We start from the raw sequence: 25,453 nt of genomic DNA, 5'->3' as shown, positions 1-25,453 counted from the left end.
ACCGATCACGAAGGAGCGATCCATGCGTAAGAAGATCCTGGCCACCGCGGCGATGACCGCGGTCGCCGCCCTGGCACTGTCCGGCTGTTCCACCGGCGGAGAGGAGACGCCGGCCGAAGGGGGCGGCGGACTCCAGATCGACGTTCCCGACATCGCGATGCAGGAGGAGCTCGGCGACTACGAGGGCGAGGTCAACATCGTCGCCTGGAGTGGATTCGTCGAGCCCGCCTGGAGCGACGCCTTCACCACCGAGACCGGCTGCGTCGTGAACCGCCGCGTCGCCGGCACCAGCGACGAGATGGTCCAGCTCATGCGCACCGGCGACTACGACCTGGTCTCCGCCTCGGGCGACGCGAGCCTGCGCCTGATCGCCGGTGGCGACGTGCAGCCGCTCAACCTCGAGCTCATCCCGAACTTCGGCGACGACATCGTCGAGGGCATGAAGGGCCAGATCTACGACACCATCAACGGCAAGTCCTACGGCATCCCGATCGGTCGCGGCGCGAACATCCTCCAGTACAACAGCGAGGTCGTGACCGAGGAACCCACCAGCTGGGACATCGCGTGGGAGAAGGACAGCCCCTACGCGGGCAAGGTCATCGCCTACGACGCCCCGATCTACATCGCCGACGCCGCGGTGTACCTGATGGCGCACGAGCCCGACCTCGGCATCACGAACCCGTACGCGCTCGACCAGAAGCAGCTGGATGCGGCGATCGACCTGCTCAAGCAGCAGAACGACATCGTCTCGGAGTACTGGTCCGACCCGGCCGCGCAGATCACCTCGTTTGCGGGCGGCACCACGGTGCTCGGCACGTCGTGGGAGGTGCTGCGCAAGCTCACCGAGGATGACAAGTTCAAGAGTGTGCTGCCGGAAGAGGGCTCGACCGGGTGGTCGGACGCCTGGATGATGGCGACCGAGTCGAAGAACCCGAACTGCGCCTACGCGTGGATGGACTACTCGTCCTCGCCGGAGGTGAACGGCGCGATCGCGATGAACTTCGGTATGGCGCCCGCGAACGCCGCCTTCTGCGACACCAGCGACGAGGCGAAGGCGCACTGCGACTACTTCAACGCCACGGACGAGGAGTACTTCAAGAACGTCTGGTTCTGGACGACGCCGATCGAGCAGTGCATCGACGGCCGCACCGACGTCACCTGCACGAACTTCCAGCAGTGGACGGACGCCTGGCTCTCGGTCAAGGGCTGAGCCGCATCGAGGGGCGGGTCTTCCGGCCCGCCCCTCACCTCCGCAGATCTTCCGCCACCATGAACGGGATCGACATGAAGCGCCGCCTCCGCATCGCCGGGCTCCTCGCTCTTCCGATGACCTGGCTCATCGGGATCTACATCTTCTCGCTGGTCATGCTCCTCGTGACCGCCTTCTGGATCACCGACCCCTTCACCTCGAAGGTGAAGCCCGGTTTCACGCTGCGCAACTTCGAGCAGCTCTTCGTCAACCCCGCCTACCTGTCGACGTCGCTGCGCACCCTCGGGATCGCGCTCGCCGTGACGCTGCTCGCCGTGCTCATCTCCGTCCCCCTCGGCATCTTCATGGCGAAGGTCGCCTCGCCCTGGTTGCGGGCACTCCTCGCGGTCTCGATCACCCTGCCGCTGTGGGCCGGCTACCTGGTCAAGGTGCTCGCGATGCGCATCACCTTCACCGAGCAGGGCTTCGCGAACTGGCTGCTCGCACCCCTCGGGCTCTCCGGCCCCGGTTTCAGCATCCTGACCGTCGTGCTGACCCTCACGTACCTGTGGCTGCCGTACATGGCGGTGCCCGTCTACACCGCGATCCGACAGCTGCCGCCCAACCTCTTCGACGCCTCCGCCGACCTCGGTGCGGGGTCGTGGCGCACGATCGTCTCGGTCGTGCTCCCGCTCATCAAGCCCGCCCTCATCGCGGGTTCGGTGTTCACGTTCTCCCTGAGCCTCGGCGACTACCTCGTCGCCCGGTTCGTCGGCGGCGACACGCAGATGATCGGCAGCGTGATCGCGTCGAACATCAACCTGAACCCGCCGCTGGCGGCCGCGTACTCGCTCGTGCCGATCGCCTTCGTCGTCGTCTACCTGGTGAGCGTGCAGCGCACCGGTGCTCTGGAAAGGATGTGAGTCGCGCATGCTGAGACTGTCCCGCACCTCCAAGGTCGTGCTCGGAATCATCGTCGCGATCGTGCTCGCGTTCATGTACATCCCGCTCGCGCTCGTCGTGCTCAACTCGTTCAACTCCGCGCGCATCGTGAGCTGGCCGGTCACCGGGTTCTCGCTCGAATGGTGGGGCAAGGCGTTCACCAGCGAGCCGGTGCGCGCGGCTCTGCTGAACTCGGTCCTCGTCGCCTCCGGTGCCACCGTGATCGCCGTGATCCTCGGAACGCTCGTGGCCTTCGCGCTGCAGCGGTACTCGTTCTTCGGTCAGCGCGCCGTGAATCTCCTCGTGGTGCTGCCGATCGCCCTGCCGGGCATCGTCACCGGCGTCGCCCTGAACAACACGTACAACCAGATCCTGGAGCCCATCGGCATCCAGGTCGGGTTCTACGGCATGATCATCGCGCACGGCACCTTCTGCATCGTCATGGTGTTCAACAACGTGCTCGCGCGGCTGCGACGGATGAACCCCGGCATCGAGGAGGCGTCGAAAGACCTCGGGGCGAGCCCGTGGCAGACGTTCGTGCTGGTGACGCTGCCGCAGTTCCGCAGCGCGCTCATCGCCGGCGCCATCCTCGCCTTCGCCCTCAGCTTCGACGAGGTGTACGTGACGATCTTCACGGCTCCTCCCGGCGTCGACACCCTGCCGCTGTGGATCATGAACCAGATGGCGCGGCCCAATGAGGCCAACGTCGTCAACGTCGTCGCGACGGTCGTCATCGTCGCGTCCTTCATCCCGGTGTGGATCTCACAGCGGCTCGGGAAGGAGGTCGACGAGCGCGACTGACGCGGACGCGGGCGTCGCCGGATGCGGCGCTCGCTCAGATCTGGGGGACTGCAGGGGGCTGCAGTCAGGCACACAGCAGTTTTTCGGTCTTCCACGATCAAAGGAGTTCGTTGATGGAGAAGCGCATGAGTGACGTCGTCTTCTCGCGGCGTGCAGTGCTGGGCGGGATGCTCGGGGCGGGCGCGATCATGCTCGTCGGGTGCGGGCCGGATGAGGCATCGCCCTCGCCGTCCGCGGGAAGCGGAGGAGGGTCCTACGACGTCATCGTCATCGGGGCGGGCTCCGCCGGCATGGCCGCCGCGCGGGAGCTGATGGACGCCGGCAAGAAGGTGATCGTGCTCGAGGCGCGCGACCGCGTGGGCGGACGCCTGTGGACCGACCGCACCCTGATGAGCATCCCGCACGAGCGCGGTGCATCGCTGTGTCACGGCGGGCCGGACACCGAGACCTGGGCCTGGGCGCAGAAGCTCGGCATCGAGGGGCGCAAGTTCGAGAACAAGTTCTCCCGCTACAGCCCGAGCACGCCGTGGGTCGGCTGGGACACCCCCGACTTCTACGCCTTCCCCGAGGGCACGCCCGCGCTCGTGGTGCCGCTGCCGGAACCGACGGCGAAGGAGTCGGCGCTGCAGTACCTGGAGCGCCTCGGCATCGCACCGACGAACTACCCGCTCGCGCTCCTGGGCATCCAGGTCGACACCGAGCAGTTCGCCGTCTACCCGGCTTACGGTGTCGTCGACACGCTGACCGCCTGCCTGACAGTGTCGAAGACCGGGGTGATCGAGCCCGACGGGTACGCCGGTGACTACAAGCTGCTCGCGCCGTACGTCGACATCCTGAACGCCGTGGGGGAAGGCGTGGAGGTGCGGTTGGAGACGCCGATCGAGACGATCGACTACTCCGGATCCGGAGTGAGTGTGCAGGCGGGATCCGAGACCTTCGAGGCGGATGCCTGTGTCGTCACGGTGCCCATCGGGGTGCTGCAGCAGAAGTCGATCGCCTTCTCGCCGCCGCTGGAGGACGACCGGATGGCGGCCATCGACGCGGTGAAGCAGACCGTCGCGTACAAGACCATCCTCGAGTTCGACCACCCGGTGCGCCCGGAGAGCTTCGACATGGTGAACCAGCACGACGAGGGTCCCTGCCAGTTCTGGGACGAGTCCACCGGGATGCCCGGCTACGACGGCCAGCTCATCGTGGCCTGGGACGCCGGGGATCGTGCGCGGGAGCTGCTCGCGCTTCCGGAGAAGGAGCGGTTCGACGCGGCGCTCGCCGGAGTGCGCAAGCTCGCCGGCGACCAGGGGCTGAACTACGTGAACGCGTCGAACTACGACTGGCGCGACGACGAGTTCGCCCTCGGGGCGTATGCGACCGGCGAGCGGGATCAGGACACGATCTACCGGCCGGCGAAGGACACGCTGTTCTGGGCCGGCGCGATCAAGAGTTCGATCGCGAGCGCGCACTCCAGCGGGCTCGAAGCGGCGCAGGCGGTGCTGGTCGCGTCGTAACGGCGCGGGAGCAGGGGAGGAGCGGGGCCGGCGATGCCGGACCCGCTCCTCTGTCGAGCCGGCGTGACTTTGACATAGGCCAAAATCTCGAATAGCGTCGAGCCATGGCTCAGGCACGCGATCGCGACGACGTCTCCGACCGCATCGCGGGCTCCACCGCCGCCGAGATCTCCGAGAGCGTGCGCGATCTCGTCGATCGCGGAGAGCTCGCCCCGGGCGATCACCTCCCCTCGGTCCGGGCCCTCGCCGCGCGTCTCGGCGTCAACCGCAACACGGTGCTCGCGGCCTACCGCGCGCTGGTCACCGCACGCATCGCTATCACGGGCGGTCGCACCGGTACGACGGTGCTCGGTCCTGCGCAGAACCCCGACGAGGGCTTCACCGCGGGGACCGTGCTCCGCGATATCGGCAGCGGCAACCCCGATGCCGCGCATCTGCCCGATCTCGCCGCCGCCTTCGCCGGTGTCGAGCCCGCCCACGTGCTCTACGGCGAATCCGTGATCGATCCCGCATTGGCCGAATGGGCCACGGAGTGGATCGCCGCCGACCACCCTCGACCCTTCCGTCTGTCGATCACCGCCGGGGCCGTGGACGCCGTCGAACGCCTGCTCGCCCAGAGCCTGGTGCAGGGCGACCGCGTCGGCCTCGAAGACCCGTGCTTCCTCTCCAGCATCCACACCGCACGCCTGGCGGGGTACGCGCCCGTCGCGATCCCCGTCGACCGCGAGGGGATGACCGTCGAGGGGCTGCGCACCGCACTGGAGAGCGGCGCCCGCGCGATCGTCTGCACGCCGCGCGCACACAACCCGACCGGTGTCGGCATCAGTGCGGCGCGGGCGATGGCGCTTCGCGAGGTGCTCGCCGAGCACCCGCATGTCCTGATCGTCGAAGACGACCACTTCTCGCTGCTCTCGACGACGCCCTACTCCAGCATCATCGCTCCCACCCATCACCGATGGGCGCTGGTGCGCTCGGTGTCCAAGTTCCTCGGACCCGACATGCGCCTCGCGGTCACAGCATCCGATCCGGTCACCGCGAACCGGCTGGCCCTGCGACTCAGCCCCGGCACGATGTGGGTGAGCCATGTGATGCAGCGGCTCGCCGCCGGGATGCTGCGCGATACGGCGACCCAGAACCTGATCGCCGACTCCGGCGCGCACTATGCGGCACGCAACCGCGCGTTCGTCGCGCTGCTCGCCGAGCGGGGAGTGCACGCGCAGGGCGACGACGGACTCAACGTCTGGGTCGATGTCCAGGGCGATACCGCCGAGGCCGCCCGTCGTCTCGCCCTGCGGGGCTGGCTCGCCCGCTCCGGTGCGGAGTTCGCGCTCGATCCGGACGGCTCGACGAGTGACTCGCACCTGCGCCTGACCGTGCACGACCTCGACGACGCCGACACGCAGCGCCTCGTCGACGACCTCGCCACGGCCATCGCCGGTGTCCGTGCGACGGGGGAGGGGGCGTGAGGGCGGGCGGTATGGCGGGCGCCGAGTACCGGATCGGGCGTTCCTCCCGGCTGGAGGGCGTGCTGTACGACCTCCGCGGCCCCGTCGCGGCACGCGCAGCCGAACTCGAGCGCAGTGGTGAGTCCATCCTGCGGCTCGACATCGGCAACCCGGCCCCCTTCGGGTTCGAGGCTCCGGCGGCCATCGTCGAGGCACTGCGCTCCGCGCTCCCGCACGCGCACGGCTACTCGGAATCGGCGGGTCTGCCCGAGACCCGCGAGGCCATCGCCGCGCACTACGCCCACCGCCGCGATTTCCCCGCTCTCTCGATCGACGACATCACGGTCGGCAACGGCGTCTCCGAGCTCGTCGGGCTCACGCTGCAGGCGCTGCTGGAGCCGGGCGACGAGGTGCTGATCCCGAGCCCGGACTATCCGCTGTGGACCGCATCGACCGTGCTCTCCGGAGGGCAGCCGGTGCATTACCCCTGCGTCGAGTCCGACGGCTGGATGCCGGATATCGCGGCTATGGAGGCGCTGATCGGCCCGCACACCGCGGCGATCGTGGTCATCAACCCGAACAACCCGACCGGTGCGGTCTACGGGCGCGAGGTGCTCGAGCAGATCGCCGAGCTCGCGCGACGACATGGGCTCCTCCTGCTCTCCGATGAGATCTACGACCGCGTCGTCTATCCCGGATTCGAGCACCTCTCCACCGCGCAGGTCGCGCCGGATGTGCCCTGCGTGACGTTCGCCGGGCTGTCGAAGACCCATCGCGTCGCGGGCTACCGCGCTGCCTGGATGACGGCCACCGGGTTCCATGCCGATGACCAGTTCCTCTCCGGCGTGCGACTGCTGGCATCCATGCGGATGTGTGCGTCGGTTCCCGCGCAGCACGCGATCACGGCCGCGTTGACGCAGGATGACTCGCTCGACGTGCTGGTCGCATCCGATGGCCGGCTCACGCGGCAGCGGGACGCAGCGCTCGACGCGCTCGACGCGATTCCGGGTGTCCGCACCCAGGTCGCGGGTGGTGGGCTGTATCTCTTCCCGCGCCTCGATCCGGAGCTGCACCGCATCGACGACGACGAACGGCTGGTCCTCGACCTCCTCGACACGGAGCGCATCCTCCTCGTGCACGGGAGGGCGTTCCACCTGCGCACCCCCGATCACCTGCGGATCGCCTTCCTCCCCGAGACCGATGTGCTCACCGATGCTCTCCGGCGCTTCGGCTCCTTCCTGAGCGGATACTCACCGCCAGGGGGCTGAGCGCCTCCGACCCGGTGGAGTGACCGAGTGGCCAGGTCGCGGTCCGCAAGACCGTGCACGCAGGTTCGATTCCTGCCTCCACCTCAGACCGGGCTCGAGAGAGCCGACGCCGACGAAGGGCATCCCGCCATGGACAGCGCATTCATTCCCGCAGCCAAACCGCTCATCGGCGACGAGGAGGTGGCAGCTGTCGAGCGCGTACTGCGCAGCGGGATGCTCGCCCAGGGCCCGGAGGTCGCCGCGTTCGAGGCGGAGTTCGCCGACCAGTTCCTCCAGGGGCGCACGGCGGTCGCCGTCAACTCCGGCACGAGCGGGCAGCTGCTGGGCCTGATCGCTTCGGGAGTGGGACCGGGAGACGAGGTGATCGTGCCGTCGTTCACGTTTGCGGCGGTCGCGAACTCCGTCGTCCTCGCGGGCGCGACCCCCGTCTTCGTCGACATCGAGCCGGTGCACTTCACCCTCGATCCGGCACGGGTACGCGCGGCGATCACGCCGCGGACGAAGGGCATCATGCCGGTGCACCTTTATGGGCATCCGTTCCTCGTCGACGAGATCGAAGCGGTGGCGGCCGAGCACAGTCTGGCGATCTACGAGGATGCGGCGCAGGCGCACGGCGCGGCCTGGCGCGGTCGTCCCGCCGGCACCATCGGCGCATTCGGGATGTTCAGCCTGTATCCCACCAAGAACATGACGGCCATCGAAGGCGGCATCGTCGCGTGCGCCGACGAGGACATCGCCCGCACCATGCGGCTGCTGCGCAACCAGGGGATGGAGACGCAGTACGCGAACGAGATCGTCGGATACAACAACCGCATGAGCGAGGTGCACGCCGCGGTGGGACGCGTGCAGCTGCGGAAGGTCGGGGAGTGGACCCGGCAGCGTCAGCGGAATGCGGCGCTGTTGGATGCGGCTCTCGCCGGCATCGACGGGCTCACGATCCCGCGGGTCGCCGACGGCGCCGAGCACGTGTATCACCAGTACACGGTGCGCATCGCCGGGGGCGAGCGCGACCGGGTGCGAGATGCTCTGCGTGATGAGCACGCGGTCGGGGCGGGCGTCTACTACCCGATCCCCAACCATCGGCTGCCCTCGCTGCAGCGATACGCCCCCGGGGCCGACCTGCCCGAGACCGAGCGGGCGGCGCAGGAGGTGCTCTCGATCCCGGTGCACCCGTCGCTCACGCGCGAGGACCTCGACCGGGTCGTCAACGGTCTCGAGGCCGTGATGTCGGCCGGCGGCTGATCGCCGGGGTTCCGCTGCGGGTCAGGCGGCCAGGGCGAGCCACGCTCTCGGCGAATGGCCGATGCGCTGGGCGAACACCCGAGAGAAGGCCGAGGCGCTGGCGTAGCCGAGCTCCGCGGCGACGGTGCTCACCGGCATCCCGGCGCGCAGCTGCTCCTGTGCGACGGTGAGACGCCACTCGGTGAGGTGGTCCCCGGGCGATCGTCCGAGGACGTCCTTGAACCGCGCGGCGAACGCACTCCGCGACATGTTCGACCGGCGCGCCAGCGACTCCAGGTTCCAGGGATCGCCGGGCGCCTCGTGCATCGCGACGAGTGCCGGGGCGAGCCGTTCGTCCGCGAGCCCGGGAAGCAGGCCCGGCGGGAGGTCGAGGCGCCCGCTGTTGTCGAGCATCCACCGCAGCAGCTGGATCAGGACCACTTCGAACATGCGGTCGGCGACGAGCGGGCGTCCGCAGCGGACGTTGTCGACCTCGGAGAACAGCAGGTCGAGCGCCGGGGCGAGCGCGGCGACCTCATCGAGGGGCAGCACGATCGTCGAAGGAAGCGTGCGCACGAGCGGATGTGTGGCCCCGCCGTCGAAGTCCAACGTCGCGCACGCGAAGTCCGACTCGTCGGTCGGCGCGTTGAGGAAGGTGTGATCGAGTGGACGCGGGAAGAACAGCAGGCTCGGCCGCGTGATGACCTCGCGCTCGGTGCTGCCGTCGGGGCGACGGTGGGTCACCTCCATCTCTCCGCGACGCAGCACGTGCAGGTAGCCGTGACCGCTGCTCGCCGGGAAGGCGGTCGTGCCGCACAGGGGGCCGGTGTGGAACAGGCGCGTGCGTACGCGGAAGCGCTCGAGCAGCGGAGTGAGGCGGTCGACAGAGGGCATGGTTCCAGTATCTGGACGATCAGTCATGAATGCAAGACGTTCTGGTGCGCATCGTCCGGCGATTCCCGGAAGGCTTGAGGTGAGGCCGATCGGCCTCATCCTGCTAACGAAGGAGCATCACATGCCCAACGTCTCTCTCATCGAACGCGAATCGGCCACCGGACCCGTCAAGGAGCAGCTCGACCAGATCGCCGGGGCCTTCGGGACCGTGCCGGCGATGTTCCGCGCCGTCGCGAACTCCCCGGCTGCCCTCACGAGCATGTGGAGCGCATTCGGCGCGTACGGCGGCGGCACCCTCGGGGCGGCCCTCGGTGAGCAGATCGCCGTGGCGGTCGCCGACCGCAACTCGTGCAACTACTGCCTTGCGGCGCACACCGCACTCGGCAAGAAGGCCGGTCTGACGCGCGAGACGCTCGCCGCAGCACAGGTCGGCGAGTCCGACGATCCGCGCACGGCCGCGTTGCTGGCATTCGCGCTGAAGCTCGTCGACGCCCGCGGACAGGTGTCCTCGGCCGATGTCGACGCGGTCCGCGCGCAGGGGTGGAACGACGAGCAGATCGTCGAGACCATCGGCCAGGTGGCGCTGAACCTGTTCACGAACTACGTGAACATCGCCCTCGATGTGCCGGTGGACTTCCCGAGCGTGGCACTGCGCCGCGCGAGCTGATCCGCCACCGACGAAGGGCCGGGACCATCAGGTCCCGGCCCTTCGTCGTGCCGTCTCAGTTCGCGTCGGCGTGGTGCGCTGGGCTGTCGACCTCGTCCAGCCAGGCGGCGATCGCGGTGCGAGCGGCGGTCTCGAGCCGCGGGCCGTGGATCCTCGCCTGCTCGCGGATCGTGCGCGGGTCGATGTCGTGGTGGTGCAGCTCGTGCGCGTGCCCGATGAGCCAGTTCCCGATCGTGCGATGGTCGGCCTCCAGGTGGAACTGCAGTGCGAGCACGGTGTCGGTGGCGAACGCCTGGTTCGGGAAGTCCGGAGTGCGGGCGAGCTGGCGGGCGCCCTCTGGGATGGCGAAGGCATCGCCGTGCCAGTGCAGGACGGGCAGCCCGTCGAGGGGGCGCAGGGGAGAGTCGAGCCCCTCGGCCGTGAGTTCGAGCGGCGCGTAGCCGATCTCCACGGACCCGGTCGGAGCGACCACTGCTCCCATCTCCTCGGCGATCAGCTGTGCGCCCAGGCAGATGCCCAGCATCGCCCGGTCCTGGCGCAGTCGGTGCGCGATCGCCTCCTTCGACGCGTGCAGGAACGGATAGTGCACGGTGTCGTACACCCCGATGGGACCGCCCAGCACGATCAGCAGATCCGCGTCGTCGACCCGCTCGATGTCGATCGCCTGCACGCCGAGGTCGACGTACTCCACGTGATACCCGCGCTCGATCAGGAGCGGCTCGAGGATTCCCAGATCCTCGAAGTGGACGTGCCGGAATGCGAGGGCGCTGCGCGACCGCGAGGAATCGATCGTCATGGTGTCCGTCCTTCTGCGACGTGCGCGATGAGCTCGGCGAGACGATGCGAGTATCCCCACTCGTCGTCGTACCAGGCCGAGATCTTCACCTGGGAGCCGGTCGCGCGGATCAGCGTGGTGTCCAGTATCGACGAGTGCGGGTCGATGACCGAGTCCGAGACGGCGATCTCATCGTCGGCGCAGCGCAGGATCCCTTTGAGTCTTCCCTCCGAAGCCGTCTGGAAGGCCACTCTCACCTCGTCGGCCGTCACGGTCCGCGTCGCCGTGACGGTGAGATGCGTGATCGACCCCCTGAGCGTGGGAGCCCGCAGCGCCGTGCCCTCGAGCCGCCCGTCGAGGTGCGGGAGGACGCGGGTGACGGCCTCGGCGGCGCCCAGGCTGCTCGCGGTGATCCTCGCGTCTCGGGTTCCCGCGGGCAGCAGGTCGGCGTGGGGGATGTCCTGGACGCAGTCGTCCACGGAGCCTGAGTGGACCGTCGTCATCAGCGCCGCGTCGATCCCGAAGGCGTCATCGAACACCTGCAGCACCGGCGCCAGGCAGAGCGTGGTGCACGAGCCGCTGGAGATCACGTGGTGCCGGTCGGGGTCGTACGATCCGTCGTTCACGCCGAGCACGAAGGTCCCGTCGTCGCCGGCAGCGGGCGACGTCATGATCACCTTCTCGGCGCCGGCGGCGAGGTGCTCCCTCGCGGCGTCTGCGCGGGCGGCCTGGCCGGTCGACTCGATGACGATGTCGACGCCGAGTTCGTCCCACGGCAGGGATCGGCGGTCGTGTTCGGCGTACACCCGGATCGCGTGGCCGTTGAGGAAGAGATGCTTGTCGTCATGTCGGGTCGCGGCTGTCGGCCGGCCGCTTCCCCGGTCGCTCTCGAGGAGGTCGGCGATCCCGCGAGCGCCGCGCGGGTCGTTCAGCGCGACCAGCTCCAGGTCGGACCTGCGCGTCATGAGAAGGCGGAGCTGGTTGCGCCCGATCCGCCCGAGTCCGTTGATGGCGATCTTCGTGGGCATGGAGTTCTTTCGGGGGTGGTGAGGATCCGGAGCGATCTGTCGGGTGTGGCGCGAGGCGATCCAGCCTCGCATCAGATCGACCTAAGACTATGTTAGTCTTTGGCCTATGTCAAAAATGGAACGGCCGGACGGGGCCGACGATCGATACCCCACGGCGTTCACCGTCGAAGACTTCCGCTCCAACATCGCAGCGGTCCGCGCACGCATCGACGAGGCGGCCCGTCGCGCGGGGCGTCACCCGCACGACATCACGCTGCTTCCGGTGAGCAAGACCGTCCCCACCGAGCGCGTCCGGGTCGCCATCGAGTCCGGCATGCGGCTGCTCGGAGAGAACAAGGTGCAGGAGGCGGTGCGCAAGCACGGCGAGACGACCGACCTCGACGTGTCCTGGTCGATCATCGGACATCTGCAGACCAACAAGGCACGGGACGTCGCCGGGTTCGCCACGGAGTTCCAGGCCCTCGACCGGCTGCGTGTCGCCGAAGCGCTCGACCGGCGCCTGCAGGCGGCAGGACGCAGCCTCGACGTCTTCGTGCAGGTGAACACCTCGGCGGAGGACTCGAAGTTCGGGATGCCGCCGGAGGAACTCCCCACGTTCCTCGAGGCGCTGCCCTCGTATCAGAGCCTTCGCGTGCGTGGACTCATGACGCTCGCCATCCTGACGCCCGACGAGCACCGTGTGCGTGAATGCTTCTCCCTCCTGCGCACACTGCGAGACCAGGCCAGGGAAGACGCCCCCGACCTGATCGGCACCGGCGAGCTCTCGATGGGGATGTCGGGGGACTACGAGATCGCCGTCGAGGAGGGGGCGACCTGCGTGCGCGTCGGACAGGCGATCTTCGGCGCCCGCGCCCTCCCCGACAGCTACTACTGGCCCGAGGCCTGACCGGCGACGACGTCGGCGCGGCGATCAGTCGTCGGTGCGGAAACCCGCCGCCTTGTGGGTGCCGTCGCAGAACGGCTTGAGGGTCGAGAGCCCGCAGCGGCACAGGGCCACGGTGCGGCGATGCGGCTCGATCGGCTCACCGTCGGCGGTGCGCAGTTCGACGTCGCCGCGCACGAGCAGCGGTCCGTCGGGATACGGCGTGATCGACGGCGGCTCGGTCCGGGCGCTCATGACGCCACCCGCGGCCGGAGCGACGAGGTGCCCGCCTGCCAGGACTCCAGGATGTGTTCGCCGCCCCAACCGTCCACCGTCAGGCACGCCGCCGCGCCGAACAGGATGTCGGGCAGCAGCTCGGGGTGGTCCTCGGCGAGGCTCCCTGCGAGGTCTCGCGCGGCGATCTGCTCGTGCACCGCATCCGCCTCGACGTGCTCCTCGAAATAGGCCGCCACATCCGGGTCGAACCCCAGACGATGCAGGCCGTCGGCATACAGGCGGCAGGGGATGGACGAGGTCATCTCGAATGCGGCCAGGTGCCCGACGATCGCGCCGACGAGGCGGCGGTTGAGCCCGAACATCGACATCATGTTGTGCGAGGCGAGAGTGATCGCCGGCACATCGTCGACGTACGCCCCGTACGTGGAATCGAGGCCCGCGGCACGCATCGCGCGGGCGAAGAGCTCGGCATGCACGCGCTGCGGTCGCCCGCCGCCGTACTCGTCCGACTGGATCTCGACGAGGGCGGCCTTGGCGCGTCCTTCCAGACGCGGGATGGCCCAGGAATGCGGATCCGCCTCGCGCAGCGTGTACACCGAGCGCTGGATGAGGGTCTCCTCCGCCTGCTCCCTGGTGGCCTTCTTCGCGATGTGCCGCGAGAGGCTCGGTCCCGTGTCGGCGGCGGCCAGGGCGAAGAGCGCGCGGCCGACGGCGTCCACGGTCGGCTCGGGAGACTCCGGCATCGGCACCCTCGCGCGCAGCGCGCTCTCGAACGCCTCCTCGAGGATCCGGCGGGTGGTGAGAAGGGCGGGGTCCCACTCCAGGTCGGCATCGAGCTGCGGGAGCGATCCGTAGGACGAGGCGTAGAGGACGAAGAGCGCGAGCTGGATGTCGTCGTCGCGCACCACGTCAGCGCTCGCCGCCACGGCAGCGGTCGCGAGGCCCGTGTGGTCGGCGGCAGCGGCGTCGTCGTCGCCCGTCAGGTGCGACATGACGGCGTGACTCAGCGGCCCTCTGTCGACGAAGGGGAGGGTTGCGGCCGGGGCGGATGCCGGGGCGGATACGGTCATGAACAGGGCTCCCATCGGTGCGATGCTTCGCATCCTGCCGCGTGTGGATCATCCGCTCCAGGGACTTGACGCAGACGGGCGTGCGGGGCATACGCGCCGCGGCGCGGGCGGGGTGTCGACATCCGCTCCGCAGGGGCGGTCAGCGAACCGGTACCGTGGGGGCATGATCCCGGCCGTGCGCACCTTCGGGCGCCTCCTCGCACGGCACGGTCTCGCGTTGGCGGCCTGGTATCTCGCCGGCGAGGCTCTTCACGAGATCTTCGTGCAGCTCGCGGGTTTCGTAGGCGGACTCACCACGCTCGGCGGACTCCTGCTCCTGCCGCTCGCCGTGGCCGCGCGCCTGGTGTCGTACGTCGCCATGTACCTCACGGTGCAGCGGTCGCTGCCGCACAGCGCATCCGACCACCGCCCGGGCTACCGGCAGTTCGCGCAGACGACGCTGGTCGCCATCCTGCCGTTCTTCGCGTTCTATGCCGCCTGGGGAATGCTCGACGTCGACATTAAGGCGTTCTTCAACATCGCGAGCGGCATCGCCCTGCGCGACGCCAGTTACGACGCCGCCCAGCTCGGCGACCGCGGCGGCCTCATCGCGGTCGGCGTGCTGCCGGTCGCCGTGCTGGTCATCGCGCTCGTCGTGCGCGTGCTCCTCGCTCGGATCGGCGGGAGACTGCCGTCGTGGACGCTCGCGCTCGCCGCGTACGCCGAGGTGGTCTGGACCTTCATGCTCTTCACCCTGGTGGGCCAGTGGTGGGCGCAGGCCAAGGAGTGGATCGCCGAGCGAGCGGGCATCGCCTGGTTCGAGGGCATCGGCGACTGGTTCGGAGCCCACGTGCTCCCGGTGGCGACGCTGTGGGAGACGGTGCTGTGGCTGGTCGGACTGGTGGTCGCCGCGGTCGTCGTGCCCGCGGCATGGTTGACCGTGGCCGGCGTCATCTACGGCACGACCTTCGACGCGACTCCGGCGGTGCTGGGGCGTATCGAGCAAGCGCCCCCTGGTGCGGTGTCGAACCTCGCGCGAAACCTCGCACTCCGCCTCGAAGGGCTGTGGGCGGCACTGGCCCTGATCTGGCGCGGCGGCCCCGTCGTGTTCGGCTGCACGGCACTGGCGTATGCCGTGTGGTCGTGGGCCGAGCAGGTCGGCTCGCGCGGCGTTCTGCAACTCATCGGCGCGCACGACACCGCGTTCTGGTCGGGCTTCTTCCCGCTTCTCCTCGTCGCCGTGGCCGCCGTAGCTGAGCCGCTGCGTGTCGCGATCGTGGCGACCGCCTTCGACACCGTGGTGGGTCGCCCGGAAGCACGGATGGGCACACGCGAATCAGGGTTCGATGGGGAAGCGCGCGATCTCGTCGGTGCCGGGGATGTCGAGCACGAACGGCCCGTCGGCGTCGTCGGGGAGCAGGAACACCGCGAGGATGACGGAGGAGCCTGACTCCTTCTGGCAGCCCGACTCGCCCTCGTCGTAGGGCACGTCGAGCACGGACCGGGCGTTGGTCCAGACGCGCGCGCCGTCGGTCTCGGCGAGGGTGAACATCCCGCATCCGGCGGACTCGCCCTCCGCCCTGGCATCGATCCGGATGCTGAGTGTCCGCGATCCCGCCGGTGCCTCGAACTCATCCCAGCGGGCGGAGTCCAGACGGAGTGTCTGCCCGGCGACCTCGGCCCTCCCTTCTTCCGCATCCTGCACCTGCGTGCTCTTCGGGGCGGCAGGCAGCACATCGAACCAGACGTGCACAGCGATCGCGGCGGCCGCGGCCACCACGAGCGCCACCAGCGCGAAGCGCTGTGTCCGCCACCAGGTCATGGCGCCCCCAATCGCGGCTCGTCGAGTTCCCTGTCGGTCTCCTGCGGCACCTCATCGAGCGAGAGCGGGAAGGTGATGACGTCGTCGAGACGCGGCGTCGGGTACTCACCGGTGAGGCGCAGCTCTCCGTTCCCGGTCCGCAGGCCCTCCGGAAGCTCGAACGCCAGTGTCCCGACGGTGTCGGTGCCCACTCGCAGCTTGGCCCGAAGCAGCGATGTCGGCGGACGCTCGCTCGCCAGGAATACCTGCCCGTCGACCACGAGGCTGGCGACGCCGATCACGGCGTCCTCCTCCGTCGTCGGTGCGGACACGGCGAGTTCGATCACGAGCCAGTTCCCGTCAGCCTCCCACTTGTCCGCCACCGTCAATCTGTCGGCGAACGAGGTCTCCTGCACCGCGGCGATGAGGGTACGGGAAGTCGCCGTATCGTCGACGGCCACCCTCGTGAAGAAGGGATCGGTCAGCGCATCCTCGGGCGGTGTAACCGCCGTCACCACGCCGGCCGCGAGGACGAGTGCGACACCCGCGACCCACGGAACCCATCCGCCGCGCGCGCTCACGGATCGACCTCCACGGGGGTGCGGGCGATCAGGTCGGTCCGCCGCCACGTGATCGCCGACGGCGAGAGGATGACCTGGCCGGACTGCTCCCTGGCGTCGTACACATCGAGGTGGGCTTCGTGCTCGTCCAGCGCATCGTCGGCGACGGGGAAGGCGATGCGCACGTCGGCGGGGACGCCGGGTTGCAGCACCACCGCGCGCAGCGAACCGTCCGTCCGCCAGGAGCGCGCGGTGTCGGTCACGGTCACCCCGGAGAGTTCGAGAAGCGGTGCGCTCGACGAGAGGAGCCGTGAGGCGACCTGGTCGGCCGTGCCCTCCACCCCGACCGCGCGGTCGGACAGGTTCTCCAGTCGCACCGTGACGATGAGCAGAGTCTCGCCCGGCTCCGCCTCCAGATACTGCTCCTCGACCTCGTCGGTGACCTCGGCGTCCATCACGGTCACGGTGTACAGCGAGGTGCGCACCTCGCTGCCGACGGGAACGAGCAACGGCTGCGTCGTCGCCGGAGCGAGGCCGCCGAATGCCACGAACGCGCCCAGCAGGCCGACGATCGCGACCACGACGGCCCAGAGCGGCACCGCCGCACGGCTGAAGGCACCGGAGGCGGCCTGGCGTACGGAATCGACCACTCCGCCTGTCCTCGTCACGCCGTCAGCCTAGCGACAGGTCTCGAACACGTAGTCGTCGTCGGTCGGGGTGACCAGGTCGCGATCGCGGAGCACCATCGATGCCGGGGAGTCGTGGTCCGCACACATCTCGGCGAACGGGCGGGGCAGCTCGTCGGCGTATTCGATGTCGATGACGTGATCGCCGTAGACCGCCGCGTAGGCGCCGCACTCGACGTAGACCGCGCACTCCTCGGTGACAGCGAAGTCGAAGCCGGCCCGCTCGTGCAGCACGGCCGCATCCTCGGCCGTGTTCTTCTGCCCGGCCGCGAGGCCGGCGGTGTGGGCGGCGTCGACGAGCAGCGTGGCCAGCGCCAGGTTGTCGTCGAACGAGAGCGCGCCGTCCGACCGGGTGTGCGAGTCGAGGTTGTCGAACTCGACGGCGTCGAAGCCATCATCCGCGCACCCCTCGATCCACGGGATCACGGTGGCGGCGATCCGGTCGCGGCGCTCGGCTGTGGAGGTGTCGAGCAACGCCTCGTCGGGCCAGTCCGGGTCGAAGACCACCTCGCCGTCGCGCTGGAGCAGCAGGTCGCGGGGCCAGGAGTCGAGTTCGTCGGGCTGTGTCTGGAACCCGTTGACGTAGCAGATCGAGTACACGCCCTCGGCCGGCTCCGCGCTCCGGTCCCGGCCGACGATCCCGACCTCGGACGCCGGTTCGTACGCACCGCCGAGCTGGTAGTCGGGGGTCGCGCCGGACGGCGGAAGGCTGAACGACGCGGCGGGTGCCGACGATTCGCCGGACGCGGGGGGAGCGGCGGGCGCCGCGCATCCGCCGAGCGCCAGCACCAGCATGGCGGCGGCGAGCAGCGCCCCGCCCCGGCGCGTCCCCGAGGGCACGGTCACTGCGGGGCGCCGGACGCGGCGACGTCGGCCGGCGCCGGTTCGGCCGGGTTGCGGCGGATGCCGATCCACGACACCACGCCGCCCACGACGAGCAACGCCGCCGTGACCCAGGCCGCATTGTGGAAGCCGTCGAGGTCGAGGGTGCCGCCGACGATCGTCGAGAGCATCGCGACGACGAGCAGACCGGCGACGCGGGAGATCGCGTTGTTCACCGCCGAGGCGATGCCGGAGTGGTTCTCGTCGATCGCCCCGAGGATCGCGGCGGTCAGCGGCGCGACGGTGAGCGAGAGGCCGAGACCCATCACGATCATCGCGGGCAGCACCTGCCACCAGTAGTCGAAGTCGTCTGCGACGAGCAGCAGCATGAGCGCGCCGACCGCCATGATCAGCGGACCGATGGTCATGAAGATGCGCGGCCCCCACCGGCCGGCCCACTGTCCCGCGCGGGAAGAGATCAGGATCATCAGGATCGTCATCGGGAGGCTCGCGAGCCCGGCCGCCGTGGCGCTGAGACCCGCGCCCTGCTGCAGGTAGACACCGACGACGAAGCCGTTGAGCGACAGTGCCGCGTACACGAAGAGGGTGGCGAGGTTGCCCCAGCCGAAGTCGCGCACCCGGAACAGCCACAGCGGCATGAGCGGCGAGGCCGAGTGCTGCTGGCGCCACAGGAACAGGGCGAACAGGGCAGCACCCACGACAGCGGGGATCCAGATCGCCGGCGACTGCCACCCCATGTTGGGCTGCTCGATCAGGGCGAACACCACGGCGCCGAGGCCGAGCGCGCACAGCGCACCGCTCCACCAGTCGACCTTGATGCCGCGCGGGTGCTCCGGAAGCTTCAGGCGGGCGAGCAGCAGCAGGGTGATGCCGATGGGGATCACGTTGATGAGGAAGACGAAGCGCCAGGACAGGTAGTCGACGAACAGGCCGCCGAGCAGTGGGCCGACGAGCTGGGCTCCGGTCGTGAAGGCGGTCCACACACCGATCGCCCGGGACTGCACGTCGGCGCGCATGGTCGCGGTGATGAGCGCGAGCGAGCTCGGCACCAGCAGCGCGCCGGCCGCACCCTGCGCGGCCCGGGCGATGATCAGCATGAGCGGATCGAAGGCCGCGGCCACCGCGATGGAGGCGATTCCGAACGCGATCAGACCGATGCGCATCACCAGCACGCGGCCGTAGGCGTCGGACACCGATCCGGCGAGCAGGATCAGCGCGCTCAGCGTGATCAGGTACGCGTCGACCACCCACTGCTGAGTGGTGATGCCGCCGCCGAGTTCGCGGCTGATCGCGGGCAGGGCGACATTCACGACGGTGCCGTCGAGGAACGTCACGAACGAGGCGAGCACGGCGATCGAGATGACGAGCCGCTGGAGCGGGGCGAAGGAGGAGGCCACAGGCCGACATTACTCCCGGCGGTGGACACCCGGGCGGCGGTGGTCAGGCTGCGGGCGCGGGCGCGGGCTCCTGTCGTTACCCGTGCGGATCGGGTCGAGGCGCACGGGGAGCCGGGTGGGTGCCGGCGTTCCGGCGCGGAGGAGTCGCGCGAGCCCGGCCGTCCCGTTCTGCTCGACGCTGCGGCGCTGCCGGGTGGCGCCGGTGCCGTCGGTGCGCAGCCGGGCGAGCCCGTCGTGCACCCACTCCTCGTCGCCGAGTTCACGAAGCGCCGGGGCGATCACGGCCTGCATCCGTTCGGCGACGGTCCGGGCGTCGTCGATCTCCCCGGTCGTCGGGTCGATCACACGCGCGTCCATGCCGCGGCGAGCAGCGGTCCACAGCGACGCGTCGATCACATCTGCGCCGATCGCGGCGGGAGGCTGGTCGTCGGTCAGCACGATCGCGCGGCTGAGCAGCGCGGCGAGCACCGATTCCTCCGGAGTCAGCTGCGCATCGAAGACCCGCACCTCGACCGTCGGGTAGCGCTCCGAGATGCGCACCGCCCAGGAGAGCGACGCGGCATCGGCGATGGCCCGCAGATCGATGAGCCGCTGCACCCCCGAGCGGTAGTCGGTGAGATCGCGGAAGTGCGGCGGGCTCCACGAGCCGGGCAGACGACGGATCAGGATGCTGCGCCAGCTGGCGAAGGAGGTGTCGCGGCCCTCCACGAACGGGCTGTTCCCGGTGAGGGCCAGCAGCACCGGCAACCAGCCGCGCACCCGGCCGAGTGCGCGCACCCGCTCCTCGTCGTCGAGCACCTCGACGTGCACGTGCAGGCCGTTGACCTCGTGATCGTGGGTGAGACGGCCGAGCTGCTCGGCGACCACGTCGTAGTGCGGGGACGGGGAGACGGCGGAGGAGCGCGTCGTAGCGAACGGTGTTCCCGACGAGGCCGCGATCGCCTGCTGCTCCTGCGCGTGCCACTCGATCAGCTCGCGCAGGTGTCGCAGCTGTGCCTCGGCATCCGCTCCGGTCGAGACGGGCTCGGTGAGGCACTCGATCTGCGAGGTCAGATACTCCTTCGTGACCTCGCCGCCGGTGCGGAGCCGCGTGATGCGCTCGCGTGTGCCGGCGGCCAGGGCCACGGGCACCAGCGAGTGCTCATCGAGGAAGAGGAACTCCTCCTCGATGCCGAAGCGGGTCATCCCCGGCCTCAGTGATTCCTGAGGGCGGAGATCAGCTCGGACTTCCGCTTGCCGCTGTAGCCGGTGAGTCCCAGCTCCTTCGCGCGTTTGCGCAGCTCCGGAACGGTCCAGTCGTCGTAATCGCCGTGTTCTCCGCCACGGCGCCCGACGGTGCTGCGACCTTCCTTCGCGGCGGCGTTCGAGATGCGCGCCGCCTTCTCCTTGGACGCCCCGTCATCCCTGAGCTCTTCGTACAGCTCGGGGTCCTTGAGCGAATTGTTCCGTCGTCCTGGCATTGGTTCATCCTTTCGCGCACTCGGAGGGTAGAAGTCAACCCCCTCGGGAAGATGGCTCCGGGGAGCTAGCGTGGGGTCACCGCAGGCGGGCGTTCGCGCCCCGAAAGAAGGGAAAGACCGATGAACATCCTCCTGATCATCGTCATCGTCGTCGCAGTGATCCTCGCGATCACCGGAGGACTGGTGCAGTCGCTCCAGTTCCTCCTGTGGGTCGGACTCGTCCTCCTCGCGATCGCTGTGATCGCCTGGTTGATCCGAGCGATCAGCGGCAGCCGCAAGGTCTGACCGAGGTCTGATCCCGAAGAGGTGGGGCCCGCCCGATGGCGGGCCCCACCTCTTTGCCGTTTCCGGGGGAGTCTCGTCCTACTTCTTGTCGAACGCGTCGCGCACGCTGTCGCCGGTCTTCTCGGCGGCGTCCTTCACGTTCTGACCGGCCTGCTTGGTCGAAGCCTTGACCTGATCTGCCTGGCCCTCGGCCTCGAGACGCTCGTTGTCGGTGAGCTTGCCGACGCCCTCTTTGACCTTTCCTGCGGCCTTCTCGGCGGCGTTCTTGACGTCATCTGCAGCACTCATGTTCTGCTCCTCTCCTAGGGCGGATTCGATTGATCCCGACCTTTCCACGCGTGCGCGGAACGGGCCACGGGATTGACAATCCGGCCCGCTCATGTCAACGTTCCCCCCCATCGACGCGGGGTCCCCGAAGGACTAGCCTGGCGCCAGGCGGGTGGTCCTGCCCGCGGACCTCGAAGGAAGCGGTGAGCGATGGACTCGATGATGATGGGCGCCATGTCGAAGAACATGGAGTCGATGCCCGACATGGGGATGATGGACATGTCCGTCATGCAGGCGTGCATGGATGCGTGTGCCGCGTGTGAGCAGGCGTGCACGGTGTGCTCGACGCAGATGATGGACTGTTCGCCGGCGTGCATGAACTGCGCAGACATGTGCAACACCATGATGCGTTCGATGATGCGGATGCAGGGCATGACCCCGGCCGCGATGATGGCCATGCTCAACGCGTGCATCGCGATGTGCCAGGTCTGCATGGACGAGTGCATGCGGCATGCCGACGACAGCGACGTGTGCCGCATGTGCGCTCAGGCGTGCCAGGCCTGCATGGATGCCTGCATGGCCATGAAGGACATGATGATGGCGAGCGCCTGAGGCGCGATCGTTCTCGGCGCCCCGTCGAAGACGGGTCGTGTCAGACGGTGGCGACGTTGAACTGCGTGCGCCCGACGGCGAGCACCCCGTAGCGGGCATGCAGTGCGACCGGTGTGCCCGGGGCTGCTTCGAGCGCCGCGCCGGATCCGTTCCACAGCTCGTGGACCTCGCCGTCGAGGGTGCGCACGACGAGGTCGCCGGCGACGGCATCCGTCGTCACGACCAGGGCGTCGACCCACTCGGCGGGTGTCGCCGAGGCGATGCGCGCCTGGATCAGGTGCAGCGCGTGGCCGGGTGCGAACGAGGAGCACCGGTCGCCGTGGCTGCACATGCACGCTGCACGCTCACGCACCGGGAGGGGCGAAAGGCGGTTCAGCGGCGTGGACACGGTGGTCTCCTTCAGGATCGACGTTCCGGAAAGACTAGGTCGGCTTCCGGGGCGGATCCAGGCGGGCCGACACGGAGTGAAACAAACGGGTGTAGTCTCTCGGGGTGCTGTCGTCGATGAGCGCCCCTCGGGCGCAGAGCGGAGCTGCAGGCGCCTTCCGCGCCGCAGGCAGAGGCTGAAGACCAGCCGGAGGCGGAACCCCCGTCCCCGGTGCTGCGTCGTACCCCGGCATCCGTCCGGGATCCTCACCCCGATCGACTCGCCCTCCGGGGCGACCACTCCGAAAGCACTTCTCCCATGCGTCCCATCGACGAGCGCGGCATCCGCGCCTCCTTCCTCAACGCCTCCCGCAAGGAGGTCTCCGACCTGAGCCTCCCGCCCGGCTTCGCCGAGATCGACTTCGATCGGCTCGACTTCCTCGGCTGGGTGGATCCGAAGATGCCCCGCCGCGCGTACGTCGTCACGTGGGTCGACGACGCCCCGGTCGGTGTGTTCCTGCAGCGCGCCGAGCAGCGCGTGATCGCCCGGGCGCAGTGCTCCTGGTGCGAAGACGTCACGCTCCGCAACGACGTGCAGTTGTTCGTGGCGCGCAAGGCCGGGGCCGCCGGACGCAAGGGTGATTCGATCGGCGTGCTCACGTGCGCCGAGTTCGGCTGCAACCGCAACGTGCGCATCCTCCCGCCGCTGGCGTACCAGGGCTTCGACCGCGAGTTCGCGCGCGATCTGCGCATCCTGCGTCTGCAGGAGCACGTCGCCGGCTTCCTCGCCGAGGTGGCGGGGCCGAGGTCCTAGACGGCGCGTGCGCGTCCGGTCGTTCGGGCGCGCACGTGCGCGCGGGCGGGAGCGGCCAGCGCGGCGGAGAGCCGCGCGAACTCCTCGAAGCTGCGTCGCCCCGGCCAGTCTGCCGGCAGCATCGACGGCGGAAGCCCGGGATCGGTGTACGGCAGCACCCGCCAGCGGTCGATCAGCTGCACGTACGCGGCGAACGGCTCGGACGGCAACGCGGCGAGCTGAGCCTGGAAGGCGAGGTGCTCGGCGCGCAGGGCCGCGAGGTCCCACCACTGCGCGGCAGCCTCGACGGGCGTGCCGGCCGGCGCGGGGGCGGACGCCTGGAACAGGGTCGCCCAGCTCCGGGCGCCGAGCTCTTCCAGGATCTGCTCCACCTCCTCCTGGAGATGCCCCGGACAGATCCACAGCGCGGGGGAGACGACCCCGGCGCCGATCCACTGCAGGCGGCGGCGCAGCTGGTGGCGGATGCTGCGTGCGCTCTCGGGGATCGAGAACGAGATCAGGCACCAGGGGTCGGCATCCGTCATCTCGCGCATCTCGAAGATGCGGCGGTCTCCGCGCTCGAGCATCCCGACGGCGGCCGGGTTGAGGCGATAGCCGATCCCGGCGTCGCGCTCCGCGAGCAGGAGCCCCTTCTGTTTCAGGCGGGTGATGCCGGTGCGAGCGGGGCCCGCCTCGATCCCGAGGGCGCCCGCGAGCGCGACGAGGTCGGCCGCCGAGATCCAGCCGCCGAGCGGGCGCAGGAACACTCCGACGAGTGTCCGCAGCAGCGAGGCGGTACTGCCGGGGCGTGCGTCGATGTCGTCGAGCACGGGGGCGGCGGCGAGGTCAGAAGTCACCGGACTCCAGGGCGTCGCGCACGGCCAGGACCCCGGTGATCGTCTCGACGTGCGAGGTGCTCAGCGGGGAGAGCCCGAGGCGGATTCCGTCGGGGAAGCGGAAGTCGGGGATGATGCCGTCGGCCCACAGCCGTCGCGTCACGTCACGGAAGTCCGGGTGGCCGATCGTCACGTGGCCGCCCCGGAGATCGGCGTCGCGCGGGCTCAGCAGCCGCACGCCGAGAGGTGCGAGCACCTCGTCGTACGCGCGCACCGCGAGGTCGGTCAGCGACTGCGACTTCGCCCGGACTCCGGCGATCGTGGACTGCTCGATGAGGTCGAGCATCCCCTGCATCGCGAGCATCGACGTCACCGGCGGGGTGCCGCTCAGCAGCTGACGGATGTCTCCCGACGGCACGTACTCCGGGCCCATGGCGAAGATGTCGGCGGCGCTCCACCAGCCCTGGATCGGCTGACGCAGCACACCCTGAAGCCCGTGGCGCAGGTAGGCGAACGCGGGGGAGCCCGGTCCGCCGTTGAGGTACTTGTAGGTGCAGCCGACGGCCAGGTCGACGCCCCACTCGTCGAGCTGCATCGGCACGACGCCGGCCGAGTGGCAGAGGTCCCACATCATGAGCGCGCCCGCGTCGTGCGCTGCGGCGGTGATGCCGGGCATGTCCGTGAGGGCGCCGGAGCGGTAGTCGACGTGGCTCAGCGAGACCAGGGCGGTGCGTTCCGACACGACGGCCTCGACGTCGGAGACGGTCACCCCGTGCACGGGATCGGGTTCCAGCCAACGCAGGGTCATGCCGGTCTCGGCCGCGACGCCCTCGGCGAGGAACCGGTCGGTGGGGAAGTTGCCGGCCTCGATCACGAGTTCGGTGCGGTCAGCGTCTGCTGCTGCGGCGGCGCGCATGAGCTTGTAGATCAGAACGCTCGTCGAGTCGGCCACGACGGTCTGGCCGGCGGCTGCGCCGAGCGCGACCTGACCGATGCGGTCGCCGAGCTCCATCGGCAGTGCCATCCACTGCTCGTCCCACGAGCGGATGAGCCGCGTGCCCCAGTCCTCCCGCACGAACGCGGCGAGCTTCTCCGGGATGTCGCGCAGCGGGCGGCCGAGCGAGTTGCCGTCGAGGTAGGCCGTGACGCCCGGAGCCTCGGCGAACGCGTCGAGGTGGGCGCGCAGCGGATCGGCGGCGTCGAGGGCACGGGCGGGGTCGAGCAGGTCCACCGGAGAGAGAGCACGCAGGAGAGCCGCGTCGTCGAGCCCGGCCTCGCGGAGGGCGGCGATCTCGCGCAGGTTCAGGTCGACCGGCATCGGCCCGTTGCCCAGATCGGTGCCGTAGAGCACGGTGCCACCCGCCGCGTGGAAACGGCGGACGTTGTCGATGGCGATCTCGCGCTCGGGGTCGTCGTGGATCGCGAGGGTCGAGATCCAGGAGGCGCTCGCCGCCTGCCGGCTGATCTCGGAATCGCTCAGCCGTTCGGTGAAGGGCGCGTGCGCGAGGCGGGCGGCGCCGAGACCGACGACCCGCTCCGCTTCGCCCGCGCCCTCGGCATGTGCGACGACGAGGAGCCCGCGGTCGGCGGCGAGCCCGACGATGGTGCGCAGGAGCTCGTCCAAGAACACCGGCCCGGCGGTGCCGTTGCTGGTGACCTTGATG

At 69.5% G+C, this 25,453-nt stretch carries 29 protein-coding genes and 1 tRNA gene; 14 read left to right on the top strand and 16 right to left on the bottom strand.

The window, feature by feature from the left end; translation table 11 throughout:
* The first annotated feature begins 22 nt into the window (after positions 1 to 22).
* From CQ034_RS07570 to CQ034_RS07535, 8 genes are all read left to right on the top strand, one after another.
* Entirely contained in the window at positions 23 to 1,210 is a 1,188-nt protein-coding gene (locus tag CQ034_RS07570) for an extracellular solute-binding protein (protein WP_105710547.1), read from the top strand.
* 74 nt (positions 1,211 to 1,284) lie between these two features.
* Positions 1,285 to 2,112 carry an ABC transporter permease gene (locus tag CQ034_RS07565; RefSeq protein WP_105710604.1) on the top strand — a complete coding sequence of 276 codons (828 nt, stop codon included), beginning with the start codon at positions 1,285 to 1,287 and terminating at the stop codon, positions 2,110 to 2,112.
* 7 nt (positions 2,113 to 2,119) lie between these two features.
* A complete protein-coding gene (locus CQ034_RS07560) occupies positions 2,120 to 2,932 on the top strand; it encodes an ABC transporter permease (RefSeq protein ID WP_105710546.1) in 813 nt (270 codons plus the stop codon).
* Between the two features lie 125 nt (positions 2,933 to 3,057).
* Positions 3,058 to 4,437, top strand: coding sequence for an NAD(P)/FAD-dependent oxidoreductase (locus tag CQ034_RS07555; RefSeq protein ID WP_219860772.1), 1,380 nt, complete (start codon positions 3,058 to 3,060; stop codon positions 4,435 to 4,437).
* Positions 4,438 to 4,541: 104 nt separating this feature from the next.
* Positions 4,542 to 5,903 (top strand): aminotransferase class I/II-fold pyridoxal phosphate-dependent enzyme, encoded by a 1,362-nt coding sequence (locus CQ034_RS07550; protein ID WP_105710544.1) that lies wholly within the window; start codon positions 4,542 to 4,544, stop codon positions 5,901 to 5,903.
* Between the two features lie 11 nt (positions 5,904 to 5,914).
* Positions 5,915 to 7,150 (top strand): aminotransferase class I/II-fold pyridoxal phosphate-dependent enzyme, encoded by a 1,236-nt coding sequence (locus tag CQ034_RS07545; RefSeq protein ID WP_105710543.1) that lies wholly within the window; start codon positions 5,915 to 5,917, stop codon positions 7,148 to 7,150.
* A 13-nt stretch (positions 7,151 to 7,163) separates the two neighbouring features.
* Positions 7,164 to 7,234 (top strand) — tRNA-Cys (locus CQ034_RS07540).
* 45 nt (positions 7,235 to 7,279) lie between these two features.
* The gene (locus CQ034_RS07535; protein WP_105710542.1) at positions 7,280 to 8,392 is read left to right on the top strand and encodes a DegT/DnrJ/EryC1/StrS aminotransferase family protein; all 1,113 of its coding nucleotides are present in this window, start codon (positions 7,280 to 7,282) and stop codon (positions 8,390 to 8,392) included.
* Positions 8,393 to 8,413: 21 nt separating this feature from the next.
* On the opposite strand, the gene CQ034_RS07530 is transcribed toward CQ034_RS07535, so the two are convergent.
* Entirely contained in the window at positions 8,414 to 9,265 is an 852-nt protein-coding gene (locus CQ034_RS07530) for an AraC family transcriptional regulator (protein WP_105710541.1), read from the bottom strand.
* A gap of 121 nt (positions 9,266 to 9,386) precedes the next feature.
* Here CQ034_RS07530 and CQ034_RS07525 point away from each other — a divergent pair, with 121 nt between their 5' ends.
* Positions 9,387 to 9,932: a carboxymuconolactone decarboxylase family protein gene (locus CQ034_RS07525; RefSeq protein ID WP_029262212.1), complete on the top strand. Its 546-nt coding sequence runs from the start codon at positions 9,387 to 9,389 to the stop codon at positions 9,930 to 9,932.
* Between the two features lie 55 nt (positions 9,933 to 9,987).
* On the opposite strand, the gene CQ034_RS07520 is transcribed toward CQ034_RS07525, so the two are convergent.
* Positions 9,988 to 10,728 (bottom strand): glutamine amidotransferase, encoded by a 741-nt coding sequence (locus CQ034_RS07520; protein ID WP_105710540.1) that lies wholly within the window; start codon positions 10,726 to 10,728, stop codon positions 9,988 to 9,990.
* The gene (locus CQ034_RS07515) at positions 10,725 to 11,735 is read right to left on the bottom strand and encodes a type I glyceraldehyde-3-phosphate dehydrogenase (protein ID WP_105710603.1); all 1,011 of its coding nucleotides are present in this window, start codon (positions 11,733 to 11,735) and stop codon (positions 10,725 to 10,727) included. Before CQ034_RS07515 ends, CQ034_RS07520 begins: the two co-directional genes overlap by 4 nt.
* Positions 11,736 to 11,841: 106 nt before the next feature.
* On the opposite strand from CQ034_RS07515, the gene CQ034_RS07510 reads away from it, so the two are divergent.
* Positions 11,842 to 12,621 carry a YggS family pyridoxal phosphate-dependent enzyme gene (locus CQ034_RS07510; protein WP_105710539.1) on the top strand — a complete coding sequence of 260 codons (780 nt, stop codon included), beginning with the start codon at positions 11,842 to 11,844 and terminating at the stop codon, positions 12,619 to 12,621.
* A gap of 24 nt (positions 12,622 to 12,645) precedes the next feature.
* On the opposite strand, the gene CQ034_RS07505 is transcribed toward CQ034_RS07510, so the two are convergent.
* Positions 12,646 to 12,852, bottom strand: coding sequence for a CDGSH iron-sulfur domain-containing protein (locus CQ034_RS07505; RefSeq protein WP_029262217.1), 207 nt, complete (start codon positions 12,850 to 12,852; stop codon positions 12,646 to 12,648).
* Entirely contained in the window at positions 12,849 to 13,919 is a 1,071-nt protein-coding gene (locus tag CQ034_RS07500) for an iron-containing redox enzyme family protein (RefSeq protein WP_374956812.1), read from the bottom strand. The genes CQ034_RS07505 and CQ034_RS07500 overlap by 4 nt, the downstream gene beginning before the upstream one ends.
* A gap of 148 nt (positions 13,920 to 14,067) precedes the next feature.
* On the opposite strand from CQ034_RS07500, the gene CQ034_RS07495 reads away from it, so the two are divergent.
* Positions 14,068 to 15,333 (top strand): hypothetical protein, encoded by a 1,266-nt coding sequence (locus CQ034_RS07495; protein WP_105710538.1) that lies wholly within the window; start codon positions 14,068 to 14,070, stop codon positions 15,331 to 15,333.
* On the opposite strand, the gene CQ034_RS19410 is transcribed toward CQ034_RS07495, so the two are convergent.
* The 7 genes from CQ034_RS19410 to CQ034_RS07465 are packed head-to-tail and all read right to left on the bottom strand — an operon-like array spanning position 15,220 to position 20,630.
* A complete protein-coding gene (locus CQ034_RS19410) occupies positions 15,220 to 15,705 on the bottom strand; it encodes a hypothetical protein (protein ID WP_146114816.1) in 486 nt (161 codons plus the stop codon). The two genes, CQ034_RS07495 and CQ034_RS19410, sit on opposite strands and share 114 nt — an antisense overlap.
* Positions 15,702 to 16,265 (bottom strand): hypothetical protein, encoded by a 564-nt coding sequence (locus CQ034_RS07490; protein WP_105710537.1) that lies wholly within the window; start codon positions 16,263 to 16,265, stop codon positions 15,702 to 15,704. The genes CQ034_RS19410 and CQ034_RS07490 overlap by 4 nt, the downstream gene beginning before the upstream one ends.
* Positions 16,262 to 16,912, bottom strand: a complete 651-nt coding sequence (locus tag CQ034_RS07485; RefSeq protein WP_146114815.1) for a DUF4352 domain-containing protein — start codon at positions 16,910 to 16,912, stop codon at positions 16,262 to 16,264. Before CQ034_RS07485 ends, CQ034_RS07490 begins: the two co-directional genes overlap by 4 nt.
* Positions 16,913 to 16,921: 9 nt before the next feature.
* Positions 16,922 to 17,725, bottom strand: a complete 804-nt coding sequence (locus CQ034_RS07480; RefSeq protein ID WP_105710601.1) for an endo alpha-1,4 polygalactosaminidase — start codon at positions 17,723 to 17,725, stop codon at positions 16,922 to 16,924.
* Between the two features lie 47 nt (positions 17,726 to 17,772).
* Entirely contained in the window at positions 17,773 to 19,170 is a 1,398-nt protein-coding gene (locus tag CQ034_RS07475) for an MFS transporter (RefSeq protein ID WP_105710535.1), read from the bottom strand.
* Positions 19,171 to 19,179: 9 nt separating this feature from the next.
* On the bottom strand, positions 19,180 to 20,355 hold the full coding sequence (locus CQ034_RS07470; RefSeq protein WP_105710534.1) for a YbdK family carboxylate-amine ligase: 1,176 nt from the start codon (positions 20,353 to 20,355) through the stop codon (positions 19,180 to 19,182).
* An 8-nt stretch (positions 20,356 to 20,363) separates the two neighbouring features.
* Positions 20,364 to 20,630 (bottom strand): Rho termination factor N-terminal domain-containing protein, encoded by a 267-nt coding sequence (locus CQ034_RS07465; RefSeq protein WP_029261060.1) that lies wholly within the window; start codon positions 20,628 to 20,630, stop codon positions 20,364 to 20,366.
* 120 nt (positions 20,631 to 20,750) lie between these two features.
* Between CQ034_RS07465 and CQ034_RS19550 the strand changes: the two genes are divergently transcribed.
* Positions 20,751 to 20,915, top strand: coding sequence for a hypothetical protein (locus CQ034_RS19550; RefSeq protein WP_017201713.1), 165 nt, complete (start codon positions 20,751 to 20,753; stop codon positions 20,913 to 20,915).
* Positions 20,916 to 20,993: 78 nt separating this feature from the next.
* On the opposite strand, the gene CQ034_RS07460 is transcribed toward CQ034_RS19550, so the two are convergent.
* Complete coding sequence (locus CQ034_RS07460; protein ID WP_029261061.1) at positions 20,994 to 21,203, bottom strand: CsbD family protein; 210 nt, start codon at positions 21,201 to 21,203, stop codon at positions 20,994 to 20,996.
* A 189-nt stretch (positions 21,204 to 21,392) separates the two neighbouring features.
* Here CQ034_RS07460 and CQ034_RS07455 point away from each other — a divergent pair, with 189 nt between their 5' ends.
* A complete protein-coding gene (locus tag CQ034_RS07455; protein WP_105710533.1) occupies positions 21,393 to 21,794 on the top strand; it encodes a hypothetical protein in 402 nt (133 codons plus the stop codon).
* Positions 21,795 to 21,834: 40 nt separating this feature from the next.
* Here the strand turns inward: CQ034_RS07455 and CQ034_RS07450 are convergent, their stop codons facing one another.
* A complete protein-coding gene (locus tag CQ034_RS07450; protein WP_029261063.1) occupies positions 21,835 to 22,182 on the bottom strand; it encodes a hypothetical protein in 348 nt (115 codons plus the stop codon).
* A 297-nt stretch (positions 22,183 to 22,479) separates the two neighbouring features.
* Here CQ034_RS07450 and CQ034_RS07445 point away from each other — a divergent pair, with 297 nt between their 5' ends.
* On the top strand, positions 22,480 to 22,974 hold the full coding sequence (locus CQ034_RS07445; protein ID WP_105710532.1) for an FBP domain-containing protein: 495 nt from the start codon (positions 22,480 to 22,482) through the stop codon (positions 22,972 to 22,974).
* Here CQ034_RS07445 and CQ034_RS07440 read toward each other — a convergent pair.
* Both CQ034_RS07440 and CQ034_RS07435 read right to left on the bottom strand, forming a co-directional pair.
* Positions 22,971 to 23,810 carry a PaaX family transcriptional regulator C-terminal domain-containing protein gene (locus CQ034_RS07440; RefSeq protein ID WP_105710531.1) on the bottom strand — a complete coding sequence of 280 codons (840 nt, stop codon included), beginning with the start codon at positions 23,808 to 23,810 and terminating at the stop codon, positions 22,971 to 22,973. The genes CQ034_RS07445 and CQ034_RS07440 overlap by 4 nt on opposite strands.
* Entirely contained in the window at positions 23,800 to 25,107 is a 1,308-nt protein-coding gene (locus CQ034_RS07435; RefSeq protein WP_374956813.1) for a kynureninase, read from the bottom strand. Before CQ034_RS07435 ends, CQ034_RS07440 begins: the two co-directional genes overlap by 11 nt.
* Positions 25,108 to 25,453 lie beyond the last annotated feature (346 nt).

Origin of the sequence: Microbacterium sp. MYb45, from assembly GCF_002979655.1 — a bacterium.
GTDB lineage: Bacteria > Actinomycetota > Actinomycetes > Actinomycetales > Microbacteriaceae > Microbacterium.
This window is presented reverse-complemented; position numbering and strand designations above follow the sequence as displayed.